Below are 24,992 nucleotides of genomic sequence, written 5' to 3' on the forward strand. Positions count from 1 at the left end.
GGCGGTCAACCGGCGCGATCAGGCGGTGATGCCGCCGTCGATGTTCAGGTTGGCGCCGTTGACGAAGGCGCCCTCGGGGCCGGCCAGGTACGCCACCATGCTGGCGACCTCGTCGCCTTGTCCGTAGCGCTGCACGGGGATCTGGCCTTTCAGCCCGGAGGCGAGCGGGCCGTCGGCCGGGTTCATGTCGGTGTCCACCGGGCCAGGCTGGACGTTGTTGACCGTGATGCCGCGTGGACCGAGATCCCGGGCCCAGCCGCGTGTGAGGCCGGCGACCGCCGCCTTTGTCGCGCCATAGACCGACATCCCGGGCATGAGCGCCACGTCGCCGGAGACGCTCCCGATGTTGATGATGCGCCCGCCCTCGCCCATGTGGCGGACAGCCTCCTGCGCGGCGACGAAGAGGCCCCTGACGTTCACCGCCATGACGCGATCGAACTCCGCCAGCGAGAACTGATCGAGGGGCGCCATGGCGGCGACGCCGGCGTTGTTCACCAGCACGTCGAGCCGGCCGAGGGCCTTCACCGTCTCGGCGACGGCGCTCCTCACCGCCTCGGCGTCGCCGCTGTCCGCCCGCACGGCGATCGCCTTGCCGCCCGCCGCCTCGATGGCGCCCACCACCTCGTCCGCCTTCGCGGGCGACGCGGCATAGGTGATGGCCACGGCGGCGCCCTCGCGCGCGAGGCGCCTGGCGATCGCCGCCCCGATACCCCGCGAACCCCCGGTGACCAGCGCAACCTTGCCCTTCAACGTACCCATGGCCAAGTCCTCTCTTTTTTCTGGAACGATCGTTCCTGAAATGGAAGCTAAGTAGGGTACTGCAGTCCGTCAAGCGATTTATGGAACGACCGTTATGAAAAAAGCGACGGGGGCGCTCCAGCGGGGTCGAGGGCGGCCGCGCAGCTTCGATCAGGAGGCGGCGCTGGAGCGGGCGATGGTCCTGTTCTGGGAGCGGGGGTACGAGGGGACGTCGCTCGACGAGCTGAGCGCGGCGATGGGCATCAGCCCGTCGAGCCTCTACGCGACGTTCGGGGGCAAGGAGCAGCTGTTCCGGGCGGCGGTCGACCGGTATCTCGCCGGGCGGGGCGGGTACATCGACCGCATCGTCGCCGAGGAGCCGACGGCCCGGGGCGCGGTGCAGCGGCTGCTCGAGACGGCGGCCGACGAGCTCACCCGGCCCGATCACCCGCCCGGGTGCATGATCGCGCTGGCCGGGACCCAGTGCTCCCCGGGCGCCCGGCCCGTACAGGGCTTGCTGCGGGGGTACCGAGAAACCTGGCACAGCGGGTTCGAGGCGCGGATCCAGCGAGCCGTCGAGGCCGGCGAGCTCGCGCCCGACACGGACGCCGCCGCGCTGGCCACGTTCTATGTGACCGTCTTGCTGGGGATGTCGGTCCAGGCGCGGGATGGCGCATCGCGGGAGAGCCTCCGCGCGGCCGTCGAGGTCGCGATGCGGGCATGGCCTGGCGCGCCGGGATCTCCGGCGCTCGGGCCGGCGGCTACATCCCGTACGGGTATCGGGCCAGGTTGACGGCGCCGCTCGCGCGGACCTGCTGCAGGGCCTTGCCGTACTGGAGGAGGAGGCCCAGCGCGTACTGGAACCGCTCGCGGATGCGCCCATCGTCGGGCGATTGCGGCGTCGCCGGATCATTGAGGAGCTCGCGGACGTTGCGCACGATCACGTGATCCGGGATGTAGCAGAGGTAGGAGTTCTTGTAGCTGCTCATGCGCAGCTCGGCGATCGGGTAGGCGCCTCCCGGGCCCGCGGAGACCGCGACGATGAGCGCGGGCTTGTGCGCGAGCTCGCCCTTGGTGCAAAAGAGGAAGAAGTTCTTCAGCCCCGCGGGGACCATGCCGTGCCACTCCGGCGCCACGATCACGAAGGCGTCCGACGCGGCGAGCTCGGCGGAGATGGGCGACCAGAGGCGCTCCCATTTCTCCGAGGGCTGCCAGGCCTCCGGGTCCCAGAGCGGAAGCGGGTTGTCGGCGAGATCGAGCTGGTAGACGGAGGAGACGTCCGGCGCCGACGACAGCTGTTGCTGCACGTAACGGGCGACCTTCCCCGATTCGGAGCCATTGCGGTGGCTACCTGAGATGACAGCGAGCTTCATAGGGTTTGCGTGCGGCGGTCGAGCCGCCGCGGGGCGCTCCTTGCTATCGGTGAATTGAGGCGCGCGATGCTACCCCGCGCTCGCGCTGCGCGTCGAGGGCCTCGACGTCGCGCGAACCCTGCCCGCGCGCCGTCCGCGAGCGCCGCGAACGTCGCGACGACCTCGCGGCGCGGGCGATCCGCCCGCTCGACGGAGCGGGCGCCGACCGCGCTGGCCCGGGCGGCGCCCCGTGGAGGTGAGAAGACTGGAAGATCATTGAGCTTTCTCCCTCGCCATCCCACGCCCGGCGCGGCGCCGACCCGCGCAGTCGGCAGGCGCCGTGTCGAGGGAGCGCTGTCGCTGGCGCGTGGCGACTCCCGTCCACGGGGCGCCGCGTCCATGGCGCTTCTGCGACGCGCCGGGCCGGCTCGTTTCGTCACTGTCAGGAGCGCCCCGTTGGTCTACGATGGCCGCGACGCGCGCCGGGCCGCCGGCCCGCTGGCCGGAAACCCGGCGGGGCGTCGCCGGGGGAGGGCGGGTGACGGGGACTCGAGAAGAGCGGAAAGACGCGGAGAATGCATCGTTCTCCGGGGCAGAGAGCTCCGGCGACGGCGCCCTTCGACGTGAGCTCGACCGGGCCCCCGCGGCGCTGTTGAGCGAGCGCGATCTCCACCTCGCGCTCGAGCTGGCCGGCGTGGCCGTCGTCGCGGGCGAGCCGTCGACGACGCGGATCCTCTCCGCCAGCCGGGAGTTCTGCGCGCTGACGGGCTACTCCGAGGCGGAGCTCCTGGAGCGCACCTTCGTCGACCTCACGCACCCCGACGATCGCGCGCGGGATCTCGCCGTCTTCCAGCGGGCCGTCCACGGCGCGAAGCGCGAGTGGCGCAGCGAGAAGCGGTTCGTCCGGAAGGACGGCGGCGTCCGCTGGGTGGTGGTGCGCGGCGCGGTGTTCCGGGACGAGCGCGGCAAGGCGGCGCGGGCGGTCGGCGTGGTCGAGGACATCACCGACCGCAAGCAGGCGGACGAGGCGCTGCGCCGCAGCGAGGAGCGCTTCCGCGCGGCCCAGGAGCTCTCGCTCGACGCGTTCATCGTGCTGCGCCCGGCGCGCGACGAGGCGGGCCAGATCGCCGATTTCCTCTTCGACTTCGCGAACCCGGCCGCCGGCCGGCTCCTCCGCGTGCCCGTCTCGGCGCTCGTCGGCCGGCGGCTGCTCGACCTGATGCCCGAGCAGCGGACGGAGCTCTTCCCGCTCTACGTGCGCGTGGTCGAGACCGGCGAGCCGCACGACAAGGAGATCGCGTACACGGCCCGCGGGCACCGCGTGTGGGTCCGCAACATGGCGGTGAAGGTCGGCGACGGCGTGGCGGTCTCCTTCAACGACATCACCGCGCGCAAGCAGGCCGAGCAGGCGCTCCTCGACGGCGACCGCCGCAAGGACGAGTTCCTCGCGATGCTCGCGCACGAGCTCCGGAACCCGCTCTCGGCCATCCAGTTCGCGCTCCGCATCTCGCAGATGCCCACGGTGCCCGAGCCGCGGCGGGCCTGGGCGCAGGCGGTCATGCAGCGGCAGCTGGGCCAGCTCGGCCGCATGGTCGACGATCTGCTCGACGTCTCGCGCATCACCCGCGGCAAGATCACGCTGAAGCAGGAGCCGCTCGATCTCGGCCACATCGTCTACCAGGCGGTGGCGGCGGCCGCGCCGCTGATCGACGCCTCGAAGCACGAGCTCGCGCTCGACGTGGGGCCGCGGCCGCTGCCGGTGTTCGGCGACACCGCGCGCCTGGAGCAGGTGATCGTCAACCTGCTCACGAACGCCGCGAAGTACACCCGCGAGGGCGGGCGGATCTGGCTCTCGGCGCGCCAGGAGGGGTCGGAGATCGTCGTCCGGGTGAAGGACACGGGGTACGGCATCCCGGAGGAGATGCTGCCGCGCATCTTCGACCTCTTCGAGCAGGCGCACCCGACGCTCGGCCGCGCGCGCGGCGGCCTCGGCATCGGGCTCACGCTGGTGAAGCGGCTGGTCGAGATGCACAGCGGCTCGGTGTCGGCGGCGAGCGAGGGCGAGGGCCGCGGCAGCGAGTTCACGGTGCGCCTGCCCGCTGTGGAGCCGCCGGCCGAGGCCGAGGGCGCGGCCGGGCCGGTCTCCGGCATGCTCGCGCGCCGGATCCTCGTCGTGGACGACAACCGCGATCACGCGCACGCCCTCGTCCTCCTCCTGGAGCAGGCGGGCCACGTGACCGCGCTGGCCCACGACGGTCCCTCGGCGCTGGAGGCGGCGCGCTCGTTCGCGCCCGAGGTGGTGCTGCTCGACATCGGCCTGCCGGCCATGGACGGCTACGAGGTCGCCCGGAGGATGCGGGGCGAGGCGGGCGCCGGTGCCCTGCGGATCCTCGCGTTCACCGGGTACGGCCAGCAGGACGACGTGCGCCGATCCAGGGAGGCGGGGTGCGACGCGCACCTGGTCAAGCCGATCGCCCCCGAGGTGCTGTTCGCGCACATCGCGGGCGGCGAGCGGTAGCGAGCTCGGGCGGGGGTCGAGCGCGCCGGGGCGATGCGCCCGCGTCAGGACGCGGCGCGCACGGCGGCGGGCCCGATGAGCTCCAGCGCGACCATGTCGTCCAGGTACTTGTGAATGAGCTGCTCGCTGACGTGCGGCAGGGTCGCGAGATCGCCCGCCCCGCCGCGCGCCGCGAGCTGCCGCAGCCGGGCGAGGAGGCGCTCCGCGTCGAACACCTCTCCGTCGGCGCGCGCCGGGCGCTCCCACGCGTTGAGGATGGGCAGCGGCGAGTGGCGCCTGAGCGGCTCGCTCAGCTGCATCAGCCGGTCGCGGAACGCCGCGTACCACGCGGCGTAGTCGTCGACGCGCTCCACGGGGTAACCCGCCGATCGGACCCACGAGACGATGACGTCGAGCGAGATGCCATCGTCCCAGTGGGGGTTCACGACATGATAGGTCGCGCGGCTCGCCCTCTCCCCCTCATCGCCCGTGGGGGGCCGTTGCTCGACGGCGACGGTCCCCGTTCGGGGCCGTCGATCGACGGCGACGGTCCCCGTGCGGGGCCGTTGCTCGACGGCGACGGTCCCCGTGCGGGGCCGTCGATCGACGGCGACGGCGGCGATGCTCCGCGCCACGGCGTCCACGGGCAGGCCGTCGTAGTGGCCGTCGCGGTGCGGGCGGCCGCCCTCGTAAAACGATCTCGGGGCGAGGCCCGTGTACACGACGCCGCACAGGAGCCGCGTGAAGAAATCCGGGACGTTGATCTGGGAGCGATACAGGCTGTGCGCCATGATGCCGCTCGGGCGGTAGACGTTGACGGGGAGGCCGAGCGCGTCGTGGGCGTCCTGCAGCAGCACCTCGCTCGCCCACTTGCTCGTCGCGTACCCGACGGCGTAACCGGCGCCGAGCGCGCGCTCCGGCCAGAGCTCCCGGATGTCCTCGTCCTCGCGGATGGGGCCGCTCCGGTCGAGGCCGCCGACCGCGGCGATGGTCGAGATGTAGTTCATCGACTTGACCCGGTGCGCGAGCGAAAGGCGGATCGCCTCCACCGTGCCGAGGACGTTGGGCTCGAAGAGCTGCGGATAGCTCAGGGCGTGGTTCACCAGGGCGCCGTTGTGCACCACGCAGTCGAGCTCCACGCAGAGGTGCGCGTAGAGGTCGTCCGCCAGGCCGAACCTCGGCTCCACGAGATCGCCGGCGAGCACGACCAGCCGGCCGTGCGCCGACAGCGCGTCGAACCGCTCCAGGAGGGCGGGATCGGACTCGTAGGTCGCGCGGAGCCGATCGAAGGCGAGCGCGTCGTCCGGCGAGCGCACGACGCAGTACAGCCGGCCCTCCTCGGGCAGCCGCTCGAGGAGCTCCAGCGCGAGGAACCGGCCGAGGAACCCGTTGGCGCCGGTCAGGAGCGCCACCCGGGCCTGCGCCGGCAGGGCGGCGGCCGGCGTCGCGCGCCTCGCGGCCGCGAGCTCGTCCGGCCCGAGGAACCGGTCGAGCCGCAGGTCCGCCGCCCGGACCACCTCGGCGCCGGCGCCGTGCACCTCGTCGAAGCGCGCGGCGCGGCGGGGGGCTTCGCCCGCCAGGGCGTGCTCCAGGTGATCGGCGATCGCGCGGACGCTGCTCGTCGGGTTGAGCACGAGCCCCACGGGCACGGCCACGCCGGAGATCTCCTCGATGAGGCGGCTCAGGCGGACGGCGCTGAGCGAGTCGCCGCCGAGCTGCGCGAAGCTCCGCGCGCTCCGCGGCTCGACGCCGGTGATCCCGAGCGTGGCTTCCAGGGCCTTCTTCACCACCAGCGCGGCGGACGCCGGCGTCGCCCCGCCCTCGCGAAGGCTGCGGAGCTCCTCGAGCTGGGTGCGCTCGATCGTCGCGTAGAGCGCCTCGAGGCGGGCGCTGTACCTGGCCTTGAGCCGGGCGCGCGCCGGCTTTTGCGTCTCCGTGAGCAGGCCGCTCGCCCGGGTGAACGGGGCCGGCTCGATCAGGAAGTCGCGCGGGATCTCGTAGCCGCGGAGCTGGTTCTCCCGGGCGATGCGGTCGATCTCCGCGCGGAGCAGCTGCCTGACGGGCTCGCCGTCGGGCTTCACGTCGCGCTGCCGCAGGTGGGCCGAGATCTCGCGCATCTCGGGGACGACGACGGCCAGGAGGTACGAGCGGGTGCTGTTGCCGTAAAGGAAGATCTGCTGGATGAAGAGGCTGCCCGCGCTGTAGAGGACCTCGAGCCGCGAGGTGGCGACGAACTCTCCTTGCGAGAGCTTGAGCACGTTCCGCGCGCGATCGATCCAGACGACGGTGTCGGGCCCGCGCTGCTCGACGATATCGCCTGTGTTCATGAGCCCTTCTTCGTCGAAGAGCGCCCTCGTGGCCTTCTCATTCTTGTAATAGCCGGGCACCATGAGGCTCGATCGGACATGCAGCTCGCCGCGCGGGTACGGCTGGTCCGCGGCGGAGTAGCCGAGCTCCGGGACGTCGACCAGCTTGAACTCGGTCACGAACGCCCTATCCATCCGGCCATCGGACGTGAGCGAGGAGGCCTCCGTGGAGCCGTAACCCTCGAAGACGGGCACGTCGAAGCAGCGCTTCAGGAACGAGAGGACCTCTGGCGGCGTCGGCGCCGACCCGATGGCCGCGAGGAGCAGCCGGTCGCCGAGCAGCGACCCGCGCATCTCCGCCATGATCTCGCGCTCGATCCGCCGTCGGGCGGCGTCGTCGTCGCCGGCGCCCTGCGCTCGGGCGCGCCTCAGGAGCTCGGCCTGGAACTGCTGGTGAATCAGCTCCGCGATGCGCGGCACCAGGAACAGCGTTGTCGGCCTGGCCAGGCGGAGGTCCTCGAACAGGGTGGACATGTCGCTCTTCAGCACGAAGTGCGTGATCCCGCCGCGCATGAGGGAGCGGCCGACCTGGCTGCGCCCGATGAAGTGGTTCATCGGGCTGTAGTTGAGGCCCACGTGCGGCAAGAGGTCCAGGCGCGGGTCCTGGCTCCTGGTGAACGCGATCTGCCAGTACCGATGCCAGAGGCTCTCGGGGACCATCGCGCCCTTCGGCGAACCGGTGCTCCCGGACGTGTACATGAGGGTCATCAGCGGATCGGGCTCGCCCCGCTGCGCCGGCAGCACCTTCGGCGCGATGCCCTGCTGCCGGCCGAGGCGCTCCACCTCGTGCATGGCCCGCACGGCGAGGCGGCGGCCTCGCGCCTCCAGCGGTCGCAGGGCTCGCCTCGCGCGCTCGAGCTCGCCCTGCCCGCAGCGATCCCCTTCCAGCAGGTCCATGACGACGATGCTCCGCACGGACGGGCACCGCGGCAGGATGTCCTCGATCCGCGCGAGCTGGCCCACGCTGCAAACGACGCAGGCGAGCTCGGCCTCGGTGACGATGAGCTCCAGGTCGGCGGGGGTCAGGTCGGTTTGCAGCGGCACCGAGACGGCGGAGAGGTACATGCAGGCGAGGCCGGCCACGACCCAGTCGGTGCTGCCGAAGCCCGAGATGCCAACGAAATCGCCCGTGTTCGCGAGCTTCTCGTGCTGGAGGCCGCTGGCGAACGCCTCGACGCGGGACCACACGTCCGCGTAGCTGACGGCGCGGAACTCCGGCAGATAGCGCGGCGCGCTGCCGCCGTCGGCCGCTGTCGCCGCGGTGTCGAGCGGGCGGTGGCCGACGCAGGGGCGGTCCGCGTAGAGCTCGAAGGCCGTCGCGACGCACTCGATGGTGGTGTGACAGCGCCGGATCTTCTCCAGCGCCACCGGGGAGGGCAGCGCCCGGCGGAGCTCCTCGTCCGTCTGCACGAGCCGGGCGCATCGCTCCAGCGACCTCGTGAGGAGCAGCTCGTTCGAATCGTCGTTTTGGGTGATCTCCGATTCTTGAGGATCGCGGGTATCGCTCGACGGGTCCATGCGCCCGCACGTTGAGCGGAGCGCGGCCCCGGGCAAGCCTCGGTCGGACATCGGCCGTCGCGCCGCGCCAGGCGGCGATCGGGCGAGCGCCTGCCTAGACGTATCGCTGCTGCGGGGTCTTCTCGGCCTGGGGGGCGGTGCTCGCGTTCCCCGGTCCGCCGGCGAGGGGCGATGCATCGAGCTGCGCCAGGAAATCGGCCGGGCCGTCGTACACGGCGATGGCTCCCTCGAGGGCGCTGTCGGTCCAGCCGCCCGAGCGGAAGCCGATCGTGCGCAGCCCGGCGCGCGCGGCCGCCTCGACGTCGTAGGGCGTGTCGCCGATCATCACGACCTCGCCGTGCGGCAGCTTCAGGTGGTCGAGCGCCGCCTGCACGATGTCCGGATCCGGCTTGGACTGCTCGGCGTCGCTCGACGACGTGGCGCTCTCGATGACCCCGTCGGCGCCGGTGAGCTTGAGGAGCTCGCGGAGCTTCTCCTTCTGGGCCGAGCTCGCGATGACGATCCTGAGGCCGCGCCGGTGGAGCTCCTCGAGCAGCTCCTTCGTGCCGGGGAAGGCGCGGAGCTCGGGCAGGAGCTGCTTCATGAAGATCTCCGAGCAGCGCCCGCTGATCCTCTTCCCTTCAGGGCTCTCGATGGAGATCCCGGTCACCTCGGGGAGGAGCTTGTCGCCGCCCATCCCGATGAGGCGCCGCACCTCCTCGAACCGGACCTTGTGCCCGAACTCCTCCAGCGCATCGACCCAGGCGCGGGCGTGCGCGTCGTTGCTGTCGATCAACGTGCCGTCGACGTCGAAGATTACGCCGCGAATGGCTGCCATGACCGGGTCCTCTCCTGGTTTTGTCGATTTCTCTGCGTGTGATACCGGTGCTTCGAGCTGGTCTGTCCGGCGGCGGCGCGCCGAGGGCGGCTCGGCGCCGTGGCTCTCCGCTCAATCGCCCTTCTCGTAGCTCCTGATGGACAGCATGTAGGCGATGATCGCGTCCACGTCCGCGTCGGAGATCTCCTTCTCCGAGAAGGAGGGCATCGCGCCGAGCCCGCTCCGGATCTGGAGCCGGATGGCCGCCGCGGGCGCCGGCTTGTTGTTGAGCCCTGGGCCGAGCCCGCCTGCTCCGCCCGGGTGGCACTGGTTGCATTGCTTCATGAAGACCACCTCGCCGCGCCGCTCGGGCGGCTCGTCGAGCGGGGGCGGCCCGAGGATCGGCTCGCTCCTGCGGGAGGAGCCGCACCCGGCGGCTAGCCCGAGCGACGTGGCGAGGAGACCGCAAACGACAGCGCGCAGGACCATGATCGCCTCCTCCTTCAGCCTGCGGCCGCCGCGCGGGTGATGCGGAACAGCGCGCCCGTGCCCTGCTTCGGTTTGGCGCCCTTCTCATCCATGAGCATGACGCCGAAATCGACGACGTAGAGCGACTTCCCCGCGCGATCGAAGCGCACGGTGATGGGCCGCTCCAGGCCGCCTGTCTTGAGCCGCGACGCCGGGCCGTTGTCCTTGCCGCGGTTGACGGCGAAATCGCGGATGACGCCGGTCTTGAGGTCGACCCGGACCACCTTGAAGCCGACGGGGTGCAGGACCTTGCCGACGTCGGGCGCCTGATCGCCGAACTGCGCGACGAACGCGTCGCCGACGAAGCCGAACGACGGGTCGCGCGAGATGTCGATGCCGTTCGACGAGCTGTGCACGGCGAAGAGCGCGACCGGCTGCGGCGGCGGGTTCGGCAGCGTCTCGAGGAGGGCAGGGGGCGCCTGCCCGCCGGGCGGGGCATAGCGATCTTGCGCGACGGGGCGGCCGTCGGCGAAATCGGGCCATCCGTACCAGGTGCCCGGCGTCACGGCCCACAGGGAATCCGCGTTGCCCCAGACCGGGCGGCTGCCGCGCTCGTCATAGCCGTTGTCCGTGACGAAGAGCTTGCCGTCCGGCGAGAACGCGAGCCCGAACGGGTTGCGGAACCCCCAGGCGACAAGGTTGAGCGTGCCCCCGCGGGCGGGCACGCGCATGACGGCGCCGCTGCACGGCACCTTCCCGGGGATGACCTGTCCTTTCTGCGTCTGCGTGCCGAACCGGACGAAGGCGCCGGTCGTGGCCTCGTCGTCCTCGTCCTTGGTGAGCGGGTTCGGCGAGGTGAGCGCGGCGCCGGTCAGCGTCACGTCCTTGCAGGGGACGTCGTGGAACTCGGGGTGTCGCTTCAGCCAGCCGAACTTGTAGTTGTCCTCGCCGACGACACCGGAGTTCGTGGCGGTGCCCTGACCGAAGTAGATGAAGCCGTCGGGGCCGACGACGGGCCCGTTCGTGTGGTGATCTCCGAAGCTCGGGAGCCCTGCGACGAGGGTCTGCTTCTCGCCGCCGGGGGTGATCCGGAGGATCCGGCCGCCCTCGCTCACGCCGCCCTCCGAGACGATGAACGCGCCGTCGGCCCAGGCGACGCCGGTCCACGGCGGGTTTTTCCCGGTCGTGACGACGGTGGTGCGGCCGCCCGGCTCGATCCGGAGGAGCCGTGGCGTGGTGAACACCTCGCCATAGGAGTACCCGGCCTCGGTGACGTAGACCTGCCCGGCGTCGTCGAACGCGACGCCGGTCGGGAACGTGAGGCCGGTGGCGACCACCTCGATGACGTATCCGGCGGGCAGCTCGATGTCCGCGGTGCGGATCGACCGGGCGGGGGACGGCGGCGTCGTCTCGCCGCCGCCCGAGGAGGCGCGGGCGCTGAAGCAGCCGGGCGCCGCCGCGAGCGCGGCGAGCCCAAGGAAGAGGAGCGTCGGTGTCATGCGAGGGCGCGGCGGTGGACGGCTCGTGGCTGGGGTGTTCAAGCGTTCTCCTGTGGGTCGGTGCGAACGAGGGGCGGCGGCCGGCGGCCGCGTTCCCGGACCGTGCTGCCAAGAAGTCGCAGGACTCCGGGCGCGCGTCGAGCAATGCATATGCCGAGCGCGGTGGGCGCAGCGCGGGCGAGCGCCGCGACCGGCGCCGCCGTGGCGACCTGGCAAGGCTGTGGCAGATCGCCACGCGGCGGGCCGGCGGTCGCCGCGGGGGAGCGGGCAACCCTGATTTCTGCGTCGACAGGCGCGTCCGGATCTGGTGGAACGGGAAGGCATGACACGGGCCGCGGGGAGCTCACGAGCTGCAGCGCTGGTCCGATGGAGGGCGGCATGGCGAGCTGGGATCCTGCTCAGTACCTGAAGTTCGAGGACCAGAGGGCGCGTCCGGCGGTCGATCTGCTGGGGCGGGTCGACGTCACCGTCCCGGGCGACATCGTCGACCTTGGCTGCGGGGCGGGCAACATCACGCGCCTCGTGGCGCAGCGCTTCCCGGACCGGGGGATCCTCGGGGTCGACAGCTCGCCGGAGATGCTGGCGAAGGCGCGCGCCGCGCTGCCGGGGGCGCGGTTCGTCGAGGGTGACATCGCGCGCTTCGCGCCGCCCGCGCCGCCGGCGCTGATCTTCAGCAACGCCGCGCTTCACTGGCTGGACGACCACGCGGCGCTGTTTCCGGCGCTCCTCGGTCGGCTCGCGCGCGGCGGCGTGCTGGCGGTGCAGATGCCGCGGAACCACGGCGCGCCGTCGCACACGGCGATGGTGGAGGTGAGCCGGATGCCGCGCTTCCGCGACAGGCTGGCGAGGTTGGTGCGGGAGAGCCCGGTCGCGGCGCCAGCGGCGTACTACGACGTGCTTGCGCCGCACGCGGCGCGGATCGACCTCTGGGAGACGGAGTATCTGCACATCCTCGAGGGCGAGAGCCCGGTGGTCGAGTGGACCCTGGGGACGGCGCTGCGGCCGCTGCTCGCGGCGCTCGACGGCGAGGACGAGCGGGCGGAGTTCCTGGAGGCGTACGGGACGCGGGTGGCTGCGGCGTATCCGAAGGCGGCGGACGGGAAGACGCCGTTTCCGTTCCGGAGGTTGTTCCTCGTCGCGACGGCGCGGTGAGCGGCTGGGCCACGGCGCGGTGAGCGCCTGGCCGCGCCGGAGCGGCGCGGACGCGGCGCTGGATCAGCGCGTGTACTCGATGGCGCCGACGCCCTCGGCCTGGGGGAGGACGGTCACGAGCGCCTGCGCCCCGAAGGAGCTGGACGACAGCGAGGAGCGGACGGCGACGAGCCATGTCTGGTCGCTCTGGCGCGCGACGAGGATGACGCACCGCTCGCCCTGAGGCGAGCCCGCGCGCGCCTCGGCCTCCGGGACGACGCGCGCCTCGGAAGCGGCGCAGCCCTGGATGTCGAACTTGCGGTGCGAGAGCGCGGTGAGCGCCGCGCTCGCCGCCTTCGCGGCGCCCTCGTCGGCCGCCGGTGCGGCGGGGGCCGGCGCGGGGGCGCAGCCGGAGGAGAGCGCAGCGAGGAGGGGGAGCCAGCGGGCGATCGTGCGGGTCACGGCGATGTCGTATCGCGGAGGCGGGTCCGGGGGAAGCGCTGAGCTCCGGGGAGAGTCGCTGGGGCGGTGGGGCGAGCGAGAGGCGAGAGGTCGCCGAAGCTCGTCCGCTGTTTGGGGGGAGGTGTTGACACGGAACGAATCTGCGGTGCCGAACCGTCGCGATCCGTCGCTTCCTCCGGGATTTTGGGGGCACCAGGCCGCTGATCGCACCCGTTTGGAAGGCATCGACCCAACCCGGGCCCAACGAATAGGCGTTTGCGGGACTGCGCTTGAGCAGCAGCGGCGGCGAGGTCCCGGCGCAGTCCCGCAAACGCCTATTCGTTGAACGCGAGCCGTCCCGCAACCGAACTCTGTCCCAACGGGATCGCCATCGCGGGCGGCAGCTTCGCGCGGCGAGAGAGCTTCAGGTCAGGTCCGCGACGTAGAAGCCGTCCCGCTCAGGGCGCCGAAAGAGCCACCAGCGGGCCGCGCCGAATCCGGAGTCTTCGTTCGCCTGCGGCTCACTTCGCCTCCGAAGGAGGGATTTGGGCGGGCGCTCACCGGTCTCGGGGGACCGGATCGTCCTTCACCAGAACGCCGTGCAGCCTATCATGCCGCCACCGGTACAGCGTCCCGGCGCAGACGCCCACGTCAGACGGTCCGGACGGTGCCGCCGTCGATGATGAACTCGGCGCCGTGGATCGCGGCGGCGCGATCCGAGGCCAAGTAGGCAATGAGATCGGCAACCTCTTCGGGCTCGGCTGGACGCCCGATCGGGATACCGCCCAGAGCAACAAGGACTACTTGCCGCGCCTCCTCGACCGTGCCACCATTGGCGGCCTGCAGACGCTTCAGCATGTCGACGGACGACTCGGTCATGATCCAGCCGGGGGAGACGGCGTTGACCCGCACGCCCTTCGGCCCCAGCTCTTTGGAGATCGACTTGCTGTAGGTCCTGAGCGCGGCCTTTGCGGCGGCGTAGGCAGTGGTCGATTCGGGAAGCGGCAGGATGGATTGGATAGAGGTGATATGCACAATCGCGCCGGCACCCCGTTCCATCATCTGCGGAGCCAAGAGGCGATCAAGGCGGACCGTGGCCATGAGGTTCAGGCTCAGTTCGGCGAGCCAGTGATCGTCCGTCAGCGCGAGAAAGCCGCCGCCCGGCGAGGCCGAGCCACCGATCACGTGGGCGAGGATGTCGACGCCGCCCAGACGCTCGAGCGCCGCCTTGGCCAGGGTCTCGCCGCCTTCGGCCGTCGTCAGATCCGCGCGGACGAACTCGACGCCGTCGATGGGCTCCAGGGTTCCGCGGGCTGCGGTGATAACCCGGGCGCCCCCGGCCAGGAAGCGGTCGACGGTGGCGCGGCCCAGACCCTTGCTGCCGCCGCTCACGAGCACACGTTTTCCAGCGAACTCCGCGGGATCAGCTTTGATGTTCATATCGTGATCTCCAGTGCTTTGATAGCGTCGTTTTCGAGCGTGAAGCGATAGGTGAAGCGGATCGGGCTGCCCTTGAAGTCGCCATGGGCAAGACCTTCGACCACGAGCTGACCGTCCTCGTGGCGAACGGCATCCGGCGTGAAGATCGCCTTGACGGCGATCACCTCGTCTTCAAACAAGGTTCGCAGCTCGGCGTGGCCCTCGTGACGTTTTCCGTTGTCCGAGAGGACCGCATCGGCGGCAAAAGGCTTCAGCATGCCGTCCACATGGAGTTGTGCGTTTGCCTCGACATAGGCGGCTATGGGTTTGGGGAGCGCGGGCGTCATGAGTGTTCTCCTCTGCGTTGTTCGCTTCGGAGACACTAGTCTCGCCAAACAAAAAAGAGAACGCGCGGAATCGTGCATGCTATAGGTAGCCAGGCTAAACAATGCGTGACGACCTATCCGGGCTTCGGGCCCTCCTCTGCGTGGCCGAAAAGCGGAGCTTCCGTGCGGCGGCCGCCGAGCTGGGGGTGACGCCATCTGCCGTTAGTCAGATCGTTCGCGCCCTCGAAGAGCGCGTCGGTGTGCGCCTGCTTCAACGAACCACACGCAACGTCGGTTTGACCGAGGCCGGTGAGCACTTCATCGGGCAGCTCAGGCCTGCATTCGACGGCATCGACGCCGCGTTCGAGTCGCTCATGGCCATGAACGGACGCCCATCGGGTCTGTTGCGCCTGACGATGCTCCGAACCGGCTACAACGACGTCATCAAGCCGAAGCTCGCGGCCTTTCTCGCCGCGTACCCCGACATCCGAGTCGACATCTGTCTCCAGGAGGCGCTGTCGAACATCGTAGTCGAAGGCTTCGACGCGGGGATTCGCCTCGGCCACAGCCTCGATCGCGAGATGATCGCTGTTCGCGTTAGCCCGGACCAGCGCCTCGTGGTCGTCGGCTCACGGGACTACTTCGCGCGCCGAGGCAAGCCCACGCATCCGCGCGAGCTTCACGGGCACGAGTGCATTGGTCTGCGTATGTCGACGGGCGCAGTCGCCCGGTGGAAGTTCGTCGAGGGCGACAAGGAGTTCGAGCTGGTCGTCGACGGCCGCGTCGTGACCAACGATGGATCGGTATTGGTAGACGCCGCCGTCGAGGGCGTCGGACTCGCCTACGTCTTCGAAGACATGGTGAGCGGGCTCGTGTCCGAGAAGCGACTCGTGCGGGTGCTCGATGGGTATTGCCCGCACATCCCGGGCTATTTTCTCTACTACCCGAGCCGGCTGAACCTCGCCCCCAAGCTCGAGGTGCTGATCGACTTTCTAAAGATAGGTAGAAGGCGCGGCAAAAAGTACGCGTGACGGGGACCGTCGCGGCGCTCACCCTCCCTCGGGCGGCTCTTCCAACGCCGCCAGCAGCGCCGCGAGCCCCTTCTTCAGCGACGCCATCTGCTTCTCGCCCAGCTTCCGCGTGAGCTCCTCCTCCAGCTCCATGAGCACCCCGAGCCCGTGGAGCAGCGCCTTCAGCCCGTGCGGCGTGAAGCGCACCCGCTTGGCCCGCCGGTCGTCCGGATCGGGCGTCCTCTCCACGACGCCCATGGCCTCGAGCTCCTCCACGAGCTGACCCACCGCCTGCTTCGTCACCCGGGCGCGCTCGGCCAGGTCCGTCAGCCGCGTGCCCTCGAGATCGATGTACGGCATGAGCGCGGTGTGCGCCCGGCGCACCCCCGTCGCCCCGCGCCGCGCGATGCGCGCCACCGCCCGCTCGTCGAGCAGCCGCGCCGAGCGCAGGAGGAGCTGCCCGAGGCTCGCGCGCTTGCGCCGCTCGAGCTCCGCGACATCGCTGGGATCGAGGTCGTTCTTGGTCATGATGGTAAAGCTGCTTGACTAAATGGTCAAGCAGCTTTACCAATTGGAGCATGCTGCGACAACTCGATCAAGCCCTCTGGGTTGCGGAAGACACGTTGAAGCTGCCAGCCATGCATTTCCCGGTGCGGTCTCCGGTCGTGCGGCTCGGGGACGGCGGGCTGCTCCTCTTCTCGCCGCTGCCGGGCGTGGAGCAGGTGGCGGGCGAGATCCGGGCGCTCGGGGAGGTGCGGGCGATCGTGGCGCCGAACCTGTTCCACCACCTCGGCCTCGCGCCGGCAGCGCGGGCGTTCCCGGGGGCGCGGCTGTACGGCCCCCGGCGGCTCCGCGAGAAGCGCCCCGACGTGGCCTTCACGGACGAGCTCGGCGACGCGCCGGACCCGCTGTGGGCGGCGGAGTTCGACCAGGTGACGGTCGGCGGGATGCCCAAGGTCGACGAGGTGGCCTTCTTCCACCGGCCGAGCAAGACCCTCTTTCTCTGGGATCTCTGCTTTCACATCATGCAGAGCGCGCACTTCCCGACGCGCCTCTTCATGCGCCTGAACGGGGCGTATGGGCGGTTCGGTCCGTCGCGCTTCGCGCGCTCGATGATGCGCGATCGCGCGGCGGTGGGCGCGGCGGTGAAGCGGATGCTCGCGTGGGCGCCGGAGCGCATCGTGGTGGCGCACGGCGACGTGATCGAGCGCGGCGGGAGAGCCGCGCTGGAGAGCGCGTTCGCGCGGGTGCTGTGAGCGCTGCGCCAGGCGGCGATCACGCCACCCCGACGCGCCCTTCCCGCCGCAGGTGATCGAGCCGGTGGGCGAGATGCGCGGTCTCGAGCCACTGGCGGAAGGCCGGGTTCTTGGCCACGTAGGCGGCGAAGGCGGCGTTCGTGAACGACTGCGGGTCGCACCCGCGCGCGGCGGCGATGGCGGCGGCTTGCTCCAGGAGGCGCACGGCATCGGACCAGGAGGTCTCGACGGTCTTCTCGCTCCCGGACGGAGCTCCCTCGCCGCCCTCGGCGGTGACGGCGGGGTTGTTCTCGACTTCAAGACGATCGACAGCGCGCATGCGTGACTTCCTTTCCGGTTCCTTTCCGACGATCCGCCTGGGCCCACGCGCGAGATGAGGGCCGGGATCACGCGATGAGGTAAGCCCGCGCGCCGGAGATGCAAGGGCATGGGGCGCCGTCCCGGCGCCGACGCGAGGGGAGCCGCCTACTCGACCACCCGGACCGTGGCGTCGAGCAGGTTGACGCCGCTCGCGCCGTCCCACGCCGCGCCGCTCGAGAGCTGGATCGCGTAGCGCGGGTCGTCGCGAAGGCGCTCGGACGCGTCCGGGAGCCACAGGCCGAGCCGGTAGTCGCCCGGGGGGAGATCCGCCGGGATCTGCGCCTCGAGGCAGAGGTCGCTCTCCTCGCCCGGCGCCCAGCGGCGCGGATCGGCGTCGACCTGGACGACGCGCCGCGCTTCGCCCTGCTGGAGCACGAGGTAGACCGGGCGCGGATTGTAGGCCCGGGCATACCCATCGTTGAACAGGCGCAGCCGCAGCGACAGCGGCTGTCCGCGCTCGACCTGCTCGGGCGACGCGTGCCCCATCACCGCGAAGCGATATCCGAGGCGGCAGGCGATCGTCTCGAAGCAGCCCTCGGAGCGCCAGCCGTCGATCACGTCGGTGTGGTAGTCCGTGTTGATGAAGCTCCAGTGGTGCAGCGAGAGCTCGTCGAGCGCCGAGCGGCACTGGCTGCGCGGCGGATTGGGGGCGCACGTCTCGCCGCCGACGGGCGTGAACGCGGAGTCCGCGATGGCATAGTCCTTCTCGCCGGGCAGCTGGTAGGTGCCGACGTCGTCGGCGCTCGCGAGGAAGCAGTCGTTGAGGTGGCCGACGCGAGAGAGCGGCGCTCCGGAGAACGCCGTCTCCTCGGTCAGCGGGCCGCCGTACGCCTCGAGCTTGTGCGAGGGGCGGCGCGCGAGGGTCATCCGGTCGCTCGGCAGCGCCGCGAGCAGCGCGTCGAAGATCTGCTCGCGGCTGGCAGGGCTGGTGAGGTCGTTCGTCGAGGAGTGCCACTCGCCCCAGGCCCCGACGAAGCCGGGGTGCAGCACGGCGATGACGTCGGCGTTCTGCTCGAGCACGGGCTTGAGCTGGTCGATGTGGGACAGCACGCGGTCGAGCGGCGCGTCCGGCGCGGTGCCCGTGTCCGCATAGTAGAAGCGGGGGAGCACCTTCAGCCCCGCCGCGCGCACGGCGGCGAAGCTCGCGTTGAGCTGGTCGACGAGGTCCTGGTCGATGTCCCGCGTGCGGTAGTCGTCGATGAGCACCTTGCCGTAGATCAGCGTGTAGCCCTCGCCCCGAAGATGCGAGAGCGAGCCGAGGCTCCGGAGATCCGTGAAGCGGAAGAGGCCGCGCTCGGGGTTGAGCACGCCGCTGCACTCGGCGTCCCCGGAGGGATCCGCGCCCGCGGCGAACAGCTTCGGCGAATAGGAGCGCTCCACGGTGGCGCCGCTCAGCCCGCAGGCGCCGGGCGGACCGCCCGCGCCGCTGCTGCCGTCGCTGCCGCCGCCGTTGCCGTCGCCGCCGGTGCTGCCAGGGCCGCCGCCGCTGTTGCCATTGCCCGCGTCCTCACCGCCGCCGCCCGCGTCGCTCACGCCGGAGGTCAGCGCGCCGATCGGGCTGCCGTCGCCGGCGTCTGGACCGCACGCCGGCACGAGCGCCAGAGAAAGGCAGGCGACGCTCCCCCCGCGAAGCAGGCGCGACAGGACGTGACGTGATGACCGGATGCTGGGGTGGCGCATGAAGCGATCTCCTCTCCTCGTGAAGAATGAAGCTGGATCAGCCGACCTCGCGGGCGCGCTGTCCGATGCGCGCGGCTCGTTGCACGGTCGAGGCCAGCGGGGCCGCTCGGCGAAATGCGAGGCAGGGGAGGTGAGGAGCTGCGCAAGGATCGTACACTCGCGCACGAAGCGGACAGCGAACGGGGGCTGTCTACGCCCCAGCCGCCGCGCGCGACACGTCGGCGATGGCCCCGAGCAGCGCGTCGTTCTGCTCGGGCGTGCCCACCGTGATCCGCAGCTTGTCGTGGAGGCGCGGCGCGTCCCAGTAGCGCACGAAGATCGCCCGGTCGTAGAGCGCCCGGTACATCGCCTGCGCCGACAGCCCCCCTGCCGGCGGCGTCGCCAGGACGAAGTTGGTCTGGCTCGGCGCCACCGTGAAGCCCCGCTCGCGCAGCGCCGCCGTGAGCCGGACGCGCTCCGCGATCACCCGCTCCCAGCTCTCGCTCGCCTGGTCCCGCGCGGACAGCGCCGCGGTCGCCGCGGCCTGCGCGAGGATATCCGTGTTGTAGCTGTCGCGCGCCTTGTCGAGCGTCTCGATGAGCCGCGGGTGCCCGAGCCCGTACCCGAACCGGAGCCCCGCGAGCGAGTACCCCTTGCTCAGGGTCCGCAGGAGCAGCACGTTGTCGAGCCCCCGCGCCGGATCGAGCAGCGGGATCGCGTCGGCCTCGGCGAAATCGACGTACGCCTCGTCGATCAGGACCACGCCGCGGAACGCCCGCGCGGTGCGCTCGAGCTTGTCGAGCGGCTCGCGCCGCCCCGACGGCGCGTGCGGGTTGACGAGGAGCGCGAGCCGGCAGCCGCGGTCGTTCAGGCGGCTCGCGAAGTCCTCCGGGACCGACCAGTCCTCCTCGAGGGGGACCTGGGTGATCGTCGTGCCATGGATCTCGGCGAGCACGTCGTAGAGCGAGTAGGTCGGGTACGTCTCGCCGAGGCCGAGGCCGCCGGGCTCGCAGAACACCGTCACCGCCATGCGCAGCAGCTCGTCGCCGCCGTTCGTGGCGATCACCTGCTCGGGCGACAGGCCGTGGAGCCTCGCCGCGGCCTCGCGGAACTGCTGCGCGCGGGGCGGCGGGTACCGGCGGAGCTGATCGGCCGAGACGCCCCGGATCGCCTCCAGCACCGCGCTCGGCGGCGGGTACGGGTTCTCGTTGGTGTTCAGCTTGACCACGTCGGCCCGCTGCGGCTGCTCGCCGGGCGTGTAGGGCGTGAGGCGGTGGATGTTGTCGCGTTCGTACGGCATGGGGATGGCCGTCCTCTCGCCCACCGCCCCGCCGGAGACAAGCGCCTCGTCGGCCGCGGCGCGCGGCCGCTCGATCCCCGCGGACGCGCGCGCGCCGACCTGGACGGCGCTGCCCGGGCGCTCGCCGCCGCGGACGCGCGCCCGCGATGGCCTGCGCCGGTCGCGCCGGTCGCGCCGGTCGCGTCGGTCGCGTCGGTCGCGTCGGTCGCGCCGGTTGCGCGGATCGGACTAAGATGCGCCGCATGACGACGACGCCCGAGCCCGAAGCCTTCCTGGTCCTCTCCTGCCTCGGCCCTGACCGAACGGGCCTCGTCGCGGAGGTGACCCACTACCTGACCGAGCGGGGCGCCAACGTGGAGGACAGCCGCATGGCGGTGCTCGGGGGCGAGTTCGGCATCCTCCTGCTCGCGTCGGGCCCCCCGGGCGCGATCGAGGCGGTGGAGCGCGACACCGGGGCGCTCACCCGGGCGACGGGGCTCACGGTGCAGAGCCGCAGGACCAAGAGCCCCGAGTCGCACCGGCGCGCGGCGACCATCCCCTGCGTCATCTCCGTCGACGCGCTCGATCACGAGGGGATCGTCCGCGCCGTGTCGCGCGCGCTCCACGGCGCGGGCGTCAACATCGTCTCGCTCGAGACCTCGGCCTACGAGGCGCCGGTGACCGGCTCGCAGCTCTTCCGGATGGAGGCCCACGTCGACGTCCCCGTCGGGGTGTCGCTCGCCCAGCTCCGCAAGGCGATGGACGCCGTCGCGGAGTCCGAGAACCTCGACATCGAGGTCCGCTCGCTCATCAAGGGCTGACGCCGCCCCGCGAGAACCGGTATCTTCGTCGGCCATGCCCTTCAGCAATCTGAGCTCCCCCCGCAAGGTGCACGGCCTCGACGCGGAGATCCGCGGCGCCGCGTTCCTCGCGAGCCCCGGCCTGGTCGCGATGGTCTCGACCGACCCCGTGCGCCTCAGCGTCTGCCCGATCGGCGGCGCCGGCGCGAAGACGACGAACCTGTCGCTCTCCTCGGCGCACGACGTGGCGCTGCTCTCGAAGGACGTGGCCGTGGTCCGGAGCGACGACGCGGTCTGGGCGCTGCTCGGCATCACGCACGGCCCGAAGCTCGATCAGGTCGGGCGGGACGCGCGGCAGCTCGCGACGCGCCCGTCCGGCGAGACGGCGCTGTCGCTGGGCTGGGACGGCAGCGCGACGGAGCTGAAGCTCGACAAGACCGAGGTGAACGGCCGCACGTTCGCGGTGCGCGGCGCGGCGCGGGCGTTCGACGTGACCGACACCGAGACGCACGCGGTGATGGACGGCGCCGGGGAGGGGGGCGAGCTCCGCGTCCACCCCGGCGCGACGCCCGAGCCGGGCCCGACGCTGCGCGCCTCGCTGCCGCGCGCGGCCCAGAACCTCGACCGGGTGCGCGGCGGCCCGAAGCTGACGGCGGTGTACAAGCGCGGCGCGAGCGCGGCCTGCGCCGTCGTGCGGTCGTCGGGCAAGCTGGCGGCGAAGATGCTCGCCTTCAGCGATCCGGTCGCCGATGTGGCGGTCCTCGAGTCGAGCCTGTTCGCCTGCTTCGCCGACGGCCGCGTCGCGGTGTTCGACGGCGCCGCCATCGAGGCCGCCTCCGGCGCGCCGCTCGCGCCGACGGCCAGCGTCGCGCTCGGCGCCCGCGGCGAGCCGACCGTGCTGGTGGCCGCCGGCAAGGGGTCGCCGACGCTGTGGGTGGGCACGAGCGCCGGGGAGATCTGGAGCCTCGCGGTCGTGCGCAAGCAGGGCGGCTGAGGAGCGGCCTGTTCCGGCGCCCGGGGGCGTCACGGAGCGCTGCTGGATCAAGATATCGATTCGTCCGGTTCTGCGTCCGCAAGCGCCAAACTGTCTTGCTTGAGACGACCCAGGTTTGCCGCTCCCGGGGCAATCGGCAGATCACAGAGCGACGCACCGCGCAGGCTTGAACTGCACGCCCCCCTCACGCCGCCCGCGCCGCGATCCGCCCCTCGACCACGGCGTCCGGATCGACCGCGTCGAGCGTCGTCACGACCCGATCCGCCCCCGCGGCGGCCAGCAGCGCGTCGTCGGCGAGCCGCGCCACGCCGAGCGCGGTCATCCCGGCCGCCTTAGCGGCCTGCACCCCGGCGGGGGCGTCCTCGACGACGAGGCAGCGCGCCGGGGGCACGCCGAGCGCGCGCGCGGCGGCCAGGAACAGGTCCGGCGCCGGCTTGCCGTGCGCCACCGCGACGCCGCAGAGGTCGGCGTCGAACAGGTCGAGCAACGTCGTGCCGGGCGCGACGGCCGGGCGGCGGATGCGCTGCTGCTCGGCGAAGGCGTCGGCGCGGATCCTCCGGAGGAGCTCGCCTGCGTTCCTGGACGACGACGCCGCCGCGATGGGCACGCCGCGCGCCTTGAGCCCCAGGATCAGCCGCATCGCGTCAGGGAAGACGACGAACTCCCCCGCCTCGATCTTCCGGAGCAGCGCCTCCTGCTTGCGCTCGGCGTAGAGCCGCGCGCGCTCGGCGGCGTCGGGCACGCCGAAGTAGTCGAGCGCCGCGCGCGCGCCGCTCTCGCGCGCCTTGCCGGCGACCTCGCTCTGGTAGACGGCCGTCGTGAACCGCTCGGGCGCGTAGCGCGTCTCGGGCGCGATCGCGCGCCACTCGGTCGCCATCAGCGCCTCCAGCGCCTCGCGCCAGGCGCGCTCGTGCGGCGAGTCGACCACCACTCCGTCGACGTCGAAGAGGACCCCCTCGAAACGCATGCCGCCGACATGGCACCCGTGCGCGGCACCGGGAGCCCCGAGCGCGCCCTGGCGATGCGATGCGCCGCCGTCCGCCCGCGCCGGCCGGCGGCCCGCAACGCCTGACGCGCCGCTCGCCCGCGCCCGCCCGCGCCGCTCGCCCGCGCCCGCCCGCCTCCCGCCGCTGCGCCGGGGGTGCTACGGTCGAAGCTCGTGCCGCCCGTCCGCACCGGAGCCAACCCCCACGCGACGCGCCTCCCGCGCGCGCTCGTCGTCCGCGATCCGGAGCCCGAGGAGCTCCGCGCGACCATCGACTGGTCGGACTGGTACCTCGACGACGCGGACGGCATCGGCGCGTGGGGCGAGCACGACGAGATCGCCCGCCTGCTCCTGTCCTCGATCGCGCAGCTCGCGCGCGAGCGCGGCTGGACCGACCACCACGCCGGGTCGGACCGGTTCTTCGCGTGGGTGCGCGAGGAGCCGCTCGTGCGCGTCTCGCCGGACGTCTACCTCCTCGATCACCGGCCCGCGCCGCCGCTGCCCAAGCAGTGGCAGACCTGGCTGCCCGGCCACCGCCCGCCGCGCTTCGCGCTCGAGATCGTGGCGAGCGACTGGCAAAAGGCCTACGAGGACATCCCGCTCAAGTACTGCCAGCTCGGCTGTCCCGAGCTCGCGATCTTCGATCCGCTGGCCGCCGCGCAGCGGCCGCCCGCCGGCAGGGTGGCGCTCCAGGCCTACCGGCGCGACCCCGACGGCGCGTACGTGCGCGTGCACGCCGGCGCCGGCCCCGCGTGGAGCCCCGCGCTCGACAGCTGGCTCTGCGTCGTGGGCAGCGGGGCCGACGCGCGGCTCCGGCTCGCGCGCCCGGACGGCAAGGGCGAGCTCGTGCCCACCCAGGAAGAGGTCGCGGCGACCGAGGCGCGCGCCAGGGAGGCCGCCGAGGCGCGGGTGCGCGAGCTCGAGGCCCGGGTGCGCGAGCTGGAGCAGCTGGAGCCGCGATAACGCACGTCGCGCCGGGCGCAGCGCCGCAGCGCAGGACAGGAGCGCCGCGCCGATCGACCGCGCCGCTTTGGCCGTGTTTTCGCCGCGCTGGTTCCACCGCGCCGCGTTCGGCGGTACGCTCGCGGCATGTGTCGGAACATCCGTCCTCTATTCAACTTCGAGCCGCCGGCGACGGAGGAAGAGATCCGGGCGGCCGCCCTGCAATATGTGCGCAAGGTGAGCGGCACCCGCAGCCCCAGCGGGAAGAACGTCGCCTGTTTCGAGCAAGCCGTCGACGACATCGCCGCCATCACGCGCCGGCTCGTCGAGTCGCTGGAGACCACCGCTCCGCCCAAGAACAAGGAAGTCGAGGCCGCGAAGGCCCGCCTCCGCAACGCGCGCCGCTTCGGCACCTGACGCGCCGGTCTGCTCCCCTCGGGCAGCGGCGGCAGGCAGGCGGCCGCACAGCCTGAGTCGCTGAACCTGGCTCCGGCGCGGCTGCTACGTTATGTTCGCGCGCATGGGCGACGCCGCCGCCACCCAGCGCATGAGCGCTTCAGCGTATCTCGAGTGGGAGCGCGCGCAGGTCGCAAAGCACGAATATCATCTCGGCGAGGTCTTCGCGATGGCGGGCGGCAGCCCGCGGCACAACTTCCTCTCGAACGCCGTGGGGGCGGAGCTCCGCGCGGCCGTTCGCGGCAGGCCGTGTCATGTCCTGTCACCGGACCAGCGGATCTCCGCGAAGCAGGGGGAGCGCTACGTCTACGCGGATGCCGTCGTCGCGTGCGGCGGTGTGCGGATGGAGCCGGGCACCAGCGACGTGCTCGCGAACCCGAGCGTCGCCGTCGAGGTCCTGTCGCCCAGCACCGAGGCGTACGACCGCGGCGAGAAGTGGGCCGCGTATCAGCGCATCCCGTCCCTCACCGACTACCTGCTCGTCTCGCAGACCTCGGTGCGTGTCGAGCACTTCCGGCGCGAGGCCGACGGCTCCTGGCGCTACCTCGCGATCGAGGCGGGAGGCGCGATCTCGCTCGCGATCGGCGCCGCCGTTCCGGTCGACGCCATCTACGAAGGCGCCTTCGAGCTCGACGCCGGCTGAAGGGGCGCGCTCGGCGCCGCCGGCCCGCCGAAGGGCCGAGGGCGCGCCGCGGCGCGC

Annotated in this window: 24 protein-coding genes; 10 read left to right on the forward strand and 14 right to left on the reverse strand. The window is 71.9% G+C overall.

What is annotated here, in order from left to right; all coding sequences use genetic code 11:
- Nucleotides 1-18 precede the first annotated feature (18 nt).
- Nucleotides 19-759: a 3-oxoacyl-ACP reductase family protein gene (locus WME98_RS21460; protein WP_437952972.1), complete on the reverse strand. Its 741-nt coding sequence runs from the start codon at nucleotides 757-759 to the stop codon at nucleotides 19-21.
- Nucleotides 760-853: 94 nt separating this feature from the next.
- On the opposite strand from WME98_RS21460, the gene WME98_RS21465 reads away from it, so the two are divergent.
- Nucleotides 854-1,531, forward strand: coding sequence for a TetR/AcrR family transcriptional regulator (locus WME98_RS21465; RefSeq protein ID WP_061628134.1), 678 nt, complete (start codon nucleotides 854-856; stop codon nucleotides 1,529-1,531).
- Here the strand turns inward: WME98_RS21465 and WME98_RS21470 are convergent.
- Nucleotides 1,500-2,111, reverse strand: a complete 612-nt coding sequence (locus tag WME98_RS21470; protein ID WP_437334860.1) for an NADPH-dependent FMN reductase — start codon at nucleotides 2,109-2,111, stop codon at nucleotides 1,500-1,502. The genes WME98_RS21465 and WME98_RS21470 overlap by 32 nt on opposite strands.
- 517 nt (nucleotides 2,112-2,628) lie before the next feature.
- Between WME98_RS21470 and WME98_RS21475 the strand changes: the two genes are divergently transcribed.
- Nucleotides 2,629-4,608, forward strand: a complete 1,980-nt coding sequence (locus WME98_RS21475; protein ID WP_437952973.1) for a PAS domain S-box protein — start codon at nucleotides 2,629-2,631, stop codon at nucleotides 4,606-4,608.
- A gap of 44 nt (nucleotides 4,609-4,652) precedes the next feature.
- On the opposite strand, the gene WME98_RS21480 is transcribed toward WME98_RS21475, so the two are convergent.
- From WME98_RS21480 to WME98_RS21495, 4 genes are all read right to left on the reverse strand, one after another.
- A complete protein-coding gene (locus tag WME98_RS21480) occupies nucleotides 4,653-8,471 on the reverse strand; it encodes an SDR family oxidoreductase (protein WP_437952974.1) in 3,819 nt (1,272 codons plus the stop codon).
- Nucleotides 8,472-8,565: 94 nt separating this feature from the next.
- Nucleotides 8,566-9,288, reverse strand: a complete 723-nt coding sequence (locus tag WME98_RS21485; RefSeq protein WP_437952975.1) for an HAD family hydrolase — start codon at nucleotides 9,286-9,288, stop codon at nucleotides 8,566-8,568.
- A 111-nt stretch (nucleotides 9,289-9,399) separates the two neighbouring features.
- Nucleotides 9,400-9,756, reverse strand: coding sequence for a c-type cytochrome (locus WME98_RS21490; RefSeq protein WP_061628140.1), 357 nt, complete (start codon nucleotides 9,754-9,756; stop codon nucleotides 9,400-9,402).
- 14 nt (nucleotides 9,757-9,770) lie between these two features.
- Complete coding sequence (locus WME98_RS21495) at nucleotides 9,771-11,234, reverse strand: PQQ-dependent sugar dehydrogenase (RefSeq protein ID WP_437952976.1); 1,464 nt, start codon at nucleotides 11,232-11,234, stop codon at nucleotides 9,771-9,773.
- A 378-nt stretch (nucleotides 11,235-11,612) separates the two neighbouring features.
- On the opposite strand from WME98_RS21495, the gene tam reads away from it, so the two are divergent.
- Nucleotides 11,613-12,386: a trans-aconitate 2-methyltransferase gene (gene tam / locus WME98_RS21500; protein WP_437952977.1), complete on the forward strand. Its 774-nt coding sequence runs from the start codon at nucleotides 11,613-11,615 to the stop codon at nucleotides 12,384-12,386.
- A 63-nt stretch (nucleotides 12,387-12,449) separates the two neighbouring features.
- On the opposite strand, the gene WME98_RS21505 is transcribed toward tam, so the two are convergent.
- The 3 genes from WME98_RS21505 to WME98_RS21515 all read right to left on the reverse strand — a co-directional run bounded on the left by WME98_RS21505 (nucleotide 12,450) and on the right by WME98_RS21515 (nucleotide 14,572).
- Nucleotides 12,450-12,827, reverse strand: coding sequence for a hypothetical protein (locus WME98_RS21505; RefSeq protein ID WP_437952978.1), 378 nt, complete (start codon nucleotides 12,825-12,827; stop codon nucleotides 12,450-12,452).
- 630 nt (nucleotides 12,828-13,457) lie between these two features.
- Entirely contained in the window at nucleotides 13,458-14,246 is a 789-nt protein-coding gene (locus WME98_RS21510) for an SDR family oxidoreductase (RefSeq protein ID WP_437952979.1), read from the reverse strand.
- Nucleotides 14,243-14,572: a nuclear transport factor 2 family protein gene (locus WME98_RS21515; RefSeq protein WP_437952980.1), complete on the reverse strand. Its 330-nt coding sequence runs from the start codon at nucleotides 14,570-14,572 to the stop codon at nucleotides 14,243-14,245. The genes WME98_RS21510 and WME98_RS21515 overlap by 4 nt, the downstream gene beginning before the upstream one ends.
- Before the next feature lie 101 nt (nucleotides 14,573-14,673).
- On the opposite strand from WME98_RS21515, the gene WME98_RS21520 reads away from it, so the two are divergent.
- The gene (locus WME98_RS21520) at nucleotides 14,674-15,582 is read left to right on the forward strand and encodes a LysR family transcriptional regulator (RefSeq protein WP_437952981.1); all 909 of its coding nucleotides are present in this window, start codon (nucleotides 14,674-14,676) and stop codon (nucleotides 15,580-15,582) included.
- Between the two features lie 18 nt (nucleotides 15,583-15,600).
- On the opposite strand, the gene WME98_RS21525 is transcribed toward WME98_RS21520, so the two are convergent.
- Nucleotides 15,601-16,089 carry a MarR family winged helix-turn-helix transcriptional regulator gene (locus WME98_RS21525; protein WP_437952982.1) on the reverse strand — a complete coding sequence of 163 codons (489 nt, stop codon included), beginning with the start codon at nucleotides 16,087-16,089 and terminating at the stop codon, nucleotides 15,601-15,603.
- A gap of 50 nt (nucleotides 16,090-16,139) precedes the next feature.
- Between WME98_RS21525 and WME98_RS21530 the strand changes: the two genes are divergently transcribed.
- Entirely contained in the window at nucleotides 16,140-16,817 is a 678-nt protein-coding gene (locus WME98_RS21530) for a DUF4336 domain-containing protein (protein WP_437952983.1), read from the forward strand.
- Between the two features lie 19 nt (nucleotides 16,818-16,836).
- On the opposite strand, the gene WME98_RS21535 is transcribed toward WME98_RS21530, so the two are convergent.
- From WME98_RS21535 to hisC, 3 genes are all read right to left on the reverse strand, one after another.
- On the reverse strand, nucleotides 16,837-17,136 hold the full coding sequence (locus tag WME98_RS21535) for a hypothetical protein (protein ID WP_437334872.1): 300 nt from the start codon (nucleotides 17,134-17,136) through the stop codon (nucleotides 16,837-16,839).
- Nucleotides 17,137-17,282: 146 nt separating this feature from the next.
- Complete coding sequence (locus tag WME98_RS21540) at nucleotides 17,283-18,857, reverse strand: DUF4832 domain-containing protein (protein WP_437952984.1); 1,575 nt, start codon at nucleotides 18,855-18,857, stop codon at nucleotides 17,283-17,285.
- Between the two features lie 190 nt (nucleotides 18,858-19,047).
- A complete protein-coding gene (gene hisC / locus WME98_RS21545) occupies nucleotides 19,048-20,136 on the reverse strand; it encodes a histidinol-phosphate transaminase (protein ID WP_437952985.1) in 1,089 nt (362 codons plus the stop codon).
- Between the two features lie 242 nt (nucleotides 20,137-20,378).
- Here hisC and WME98_RS21550 point away from each other — a divergent pair, with 242 nt between their 5' ends.
- Both WME98_RS21550 and WME98_RS21555 read left to right on the forward strand, forming a co-directional pair.
- Nucleotides 20,379-20,936, forward strand: coding sequence for a glycine cleavage system protein R (locus tag WME98_RS21550; protein ID WP_236644327.1), 558 nt, complete (start codon nucleotides 20,379-20,381; stop codon nucleotides 20,934-20,936).
- A gap of 34 nt (nucleotides 20,937-20,970) precedes the next feature.
- The gene (locus WME98_RS21555; RefSeq protein ID WP_437952986.1) at nucleotides 20,971-21,909 is read left to right on the forward strand and encodes a hypothetical protein; all 939 of its coding nucleotides are present in this window, start codon (nucleotides 20,971-20,973) and stop codon (nucleotides 21,907-21,909) included.
- Nucleotides 21,910-22,093: 184 nt separating this feature from the next.
- On the opposite strand, the gene WME98_RS21560 is transcribed toward WME98_RS21555, so the two are convergent.
- Nucleotides 22,094-22,876, reverse strand: a complete 783-nt coding sequence (locus WME98_RS21560; RefSeq protein WP_437952987.1) for an HAD family hydrolase — start codon at nucleotides 22,874-22,876, stop codon at nucleotides 22,094-22,096.
- Between the two features lie 174 nt (nucleotides 22,877-23,050).
- On the opposite strand from WME98_RS21560, the gene WME98_RS21565 reads away from it, so the two are divergent.
- The 3 genes from WME98_RS21565 to WME98_RS21575 all read left to right on the forward strand — a co-directional run bounded on the left by WME98_RS21565 (nucleotide 23,051) and on the right by WME98_RS21575 (nucleotide 24,935).
- Nucleotides 23,051-23,857, forward strand: coding sequence for a Uma2 family endonuclease (locus WME98_RS21565; protein ID WP_437952988.1), 807 nt, complete (start codon nucleotides 23,051-23,053; stop codon nucleotides 23,855-23,857).
- 126 nt (nucleotides 23,858-23,983) lie between these two features.
- Complete coding sequence (locus WME98_RS21570) at nucleotides 23,984-24,253, forward strand: DUF2277 domain-containing protein (protein ID WP_020741965.1); 270 nt, start codon at nucleotides 23,984-23,986, stop codon at nucleotides 24,251-24,253.
- Between the two features lie 103 nt (nucleotides 24,254-24,356).
- The gene (locus WME98_RS21575) at nucleotides 24,357-24,935 is read left to right on the forward strand and encodes a Uma2 family endonuclease (RefSeq protein ID WP_437952989.1); all 579 of its coding nucleotides are present in this window, start codon (nucleotides 24,357-24,359) and stop codon (nucleotides 24,933-24,935) included.
- Nucleotides 24,936-24,992: the final 57 nt, after the last annotated feature.

Origin of the sequence: Sorangium sp. So ce296, assembly GCF_051529605.1 — a bacterium.
Lineage (GTDB): Bacteria > Myxococcota_A > Polyangia > Polyangiales > Polyangiaceae > Sorangium > Sorangium cellulosum_D.

Coding starts and splice junctions, on each gene's coding strand:
- WME98_RS21460 (WP_437952972.1), bottom strand. CDS start 759: ATGGGTACGTTGAAGGGCAAGGTTGCGCTGGTCACCGGGGGTTCGCGG.
- WME98_RS21465 (WP_061628134.1), top strand. CDS start 854: ATGAAAAAAGCGACGGGGGCGCTCCAGCGGGGTCGAGGGCGGCCGCGC.
- WME98_RS21470 (WP_437334860.1), bottom strand. CDS start 2,111: ATGAAGCTCGCTGTCATCTCAGGTAGCCACCGCAATGGCTCCGAATCG.
- WME98_RS21480 (WP_437952974.1), bottom strand. CDS start 8,471: ATGGACCCGTCGAGCGATACCCGCGATCCTCAAGAATCGGAGATCACC.
- WME98_RS21485 (WP_437952975.1), bottom strand. CDS start 9,288: ATGGCAGCCATTCGCGGCGTAATCTTCGACGTCGACGGCACGTTGATC.
- WME98_RS21490 (WP_061628140.1), bottom strand. CDS start 9,756: ATGGTCCTGCGCGCTGTCGTTTGCGGTCTCCTCGCCACGTCGCTCGGG.
- WME98_RS21495 (WP_437952976.1), bottom strand. CDS start 11,234: ATGACACCGACGCTCCTCTTCCTTGGGCTCGCCGCGCTCGCGGCGGCG.
- tam (WP_437952977.1), top strand. CDS start 11,613: ATGGCGAGCTGGGATCCTGCTCAGTACCTGAAGTTCGAGGACCAGAGG.
- WME98_RS21510 (WP_437952979.1), bottom strand. CDS start 14,246: ATGAACATCAAAGCTGATCCCGCGGAGTTCGCTGGAAAACGTGTGCTC.
- WME98_RS21515 (WP_437952980.1), bottom strand. CDS start 14,572: ATGACGCCCGCGCTCCCCAAACCCATAGCCGCCTATGTCGAGGCAAAC.
- WME98_RS21520 (WP_437952981.1), top strand. CDS start 14,674: ATGCGTGACGACCTATCCGGGCTTCGGGCCCTCCTCTGCGTGGCCGAA.
- WME98_RS21525 (WP_437952982.1), bottom strand. CDS start 16,089: ATGACCAAGAACGACCTCGATCCCAGCGATGTCGCGGAGCTCGAGCGG.
- WME98_RS21530 (WP_437952983.1), top strand. CDS start 16,140: ATGCTGCGACAACTCGATCAAGCCCTCTGGGTTGCGGAAGACACGTTG.
- WME98_RS21535 (WP_437334872.1), bottom strand. CDS start 17,136: ATGCGCGCTGTCGATCGTCTTGAAGTCGAGAACAACCCCGCCGTCACC.
- WME98_RS21540 (WP_437952984.1), bottom strand. CDS start 18,857: ATGCGCCACCCCAGCATCCGGTCATCACGTCACGTCCTGTCGCGCCTG.
- hisC (WP_437952985.1), bottom strand. CDS start 20,136: ATGCCGTACGAACGCGACAACATCCACCGCCTCACGCCCTACACGCCC.
- WME98_RS21550 (WP_236644327.1), top strand. CDS start 20,379: ATGACGACGACGCCCGAGCCCGAAGCCTTCCTGGTCCTCTCCTGCCTC.
- WME98_RS21555 (WP_437952986.1), top strand. CDS start 20,971: ATGCCCTTCAGCAATCTGAGCTCCCCCCGCAAGGTGCACGGCCTCGAC.
- WME98_RS21560 (WP_437952987.1), bottom strand. CDS start 22,876: ATGCGTTTCGAGGGGGTCCTCTTCGACGTCGACGGAGTGGTGGTCGAC.
- WME98_RS21570 (WP_020741965.1), top strand. CDS start 23,984: ATGTGTCGGAACATCCGTCCTCTATTCAACTTCGAGCCGCCGGCGACG.
- WME98_RS21575 (WP_437952989.1), top strand. CDS start 24,357: ATGGGCGACGCCGCCGCCACCCAGCGCATGAGCGCTTCAGCGTATCTC.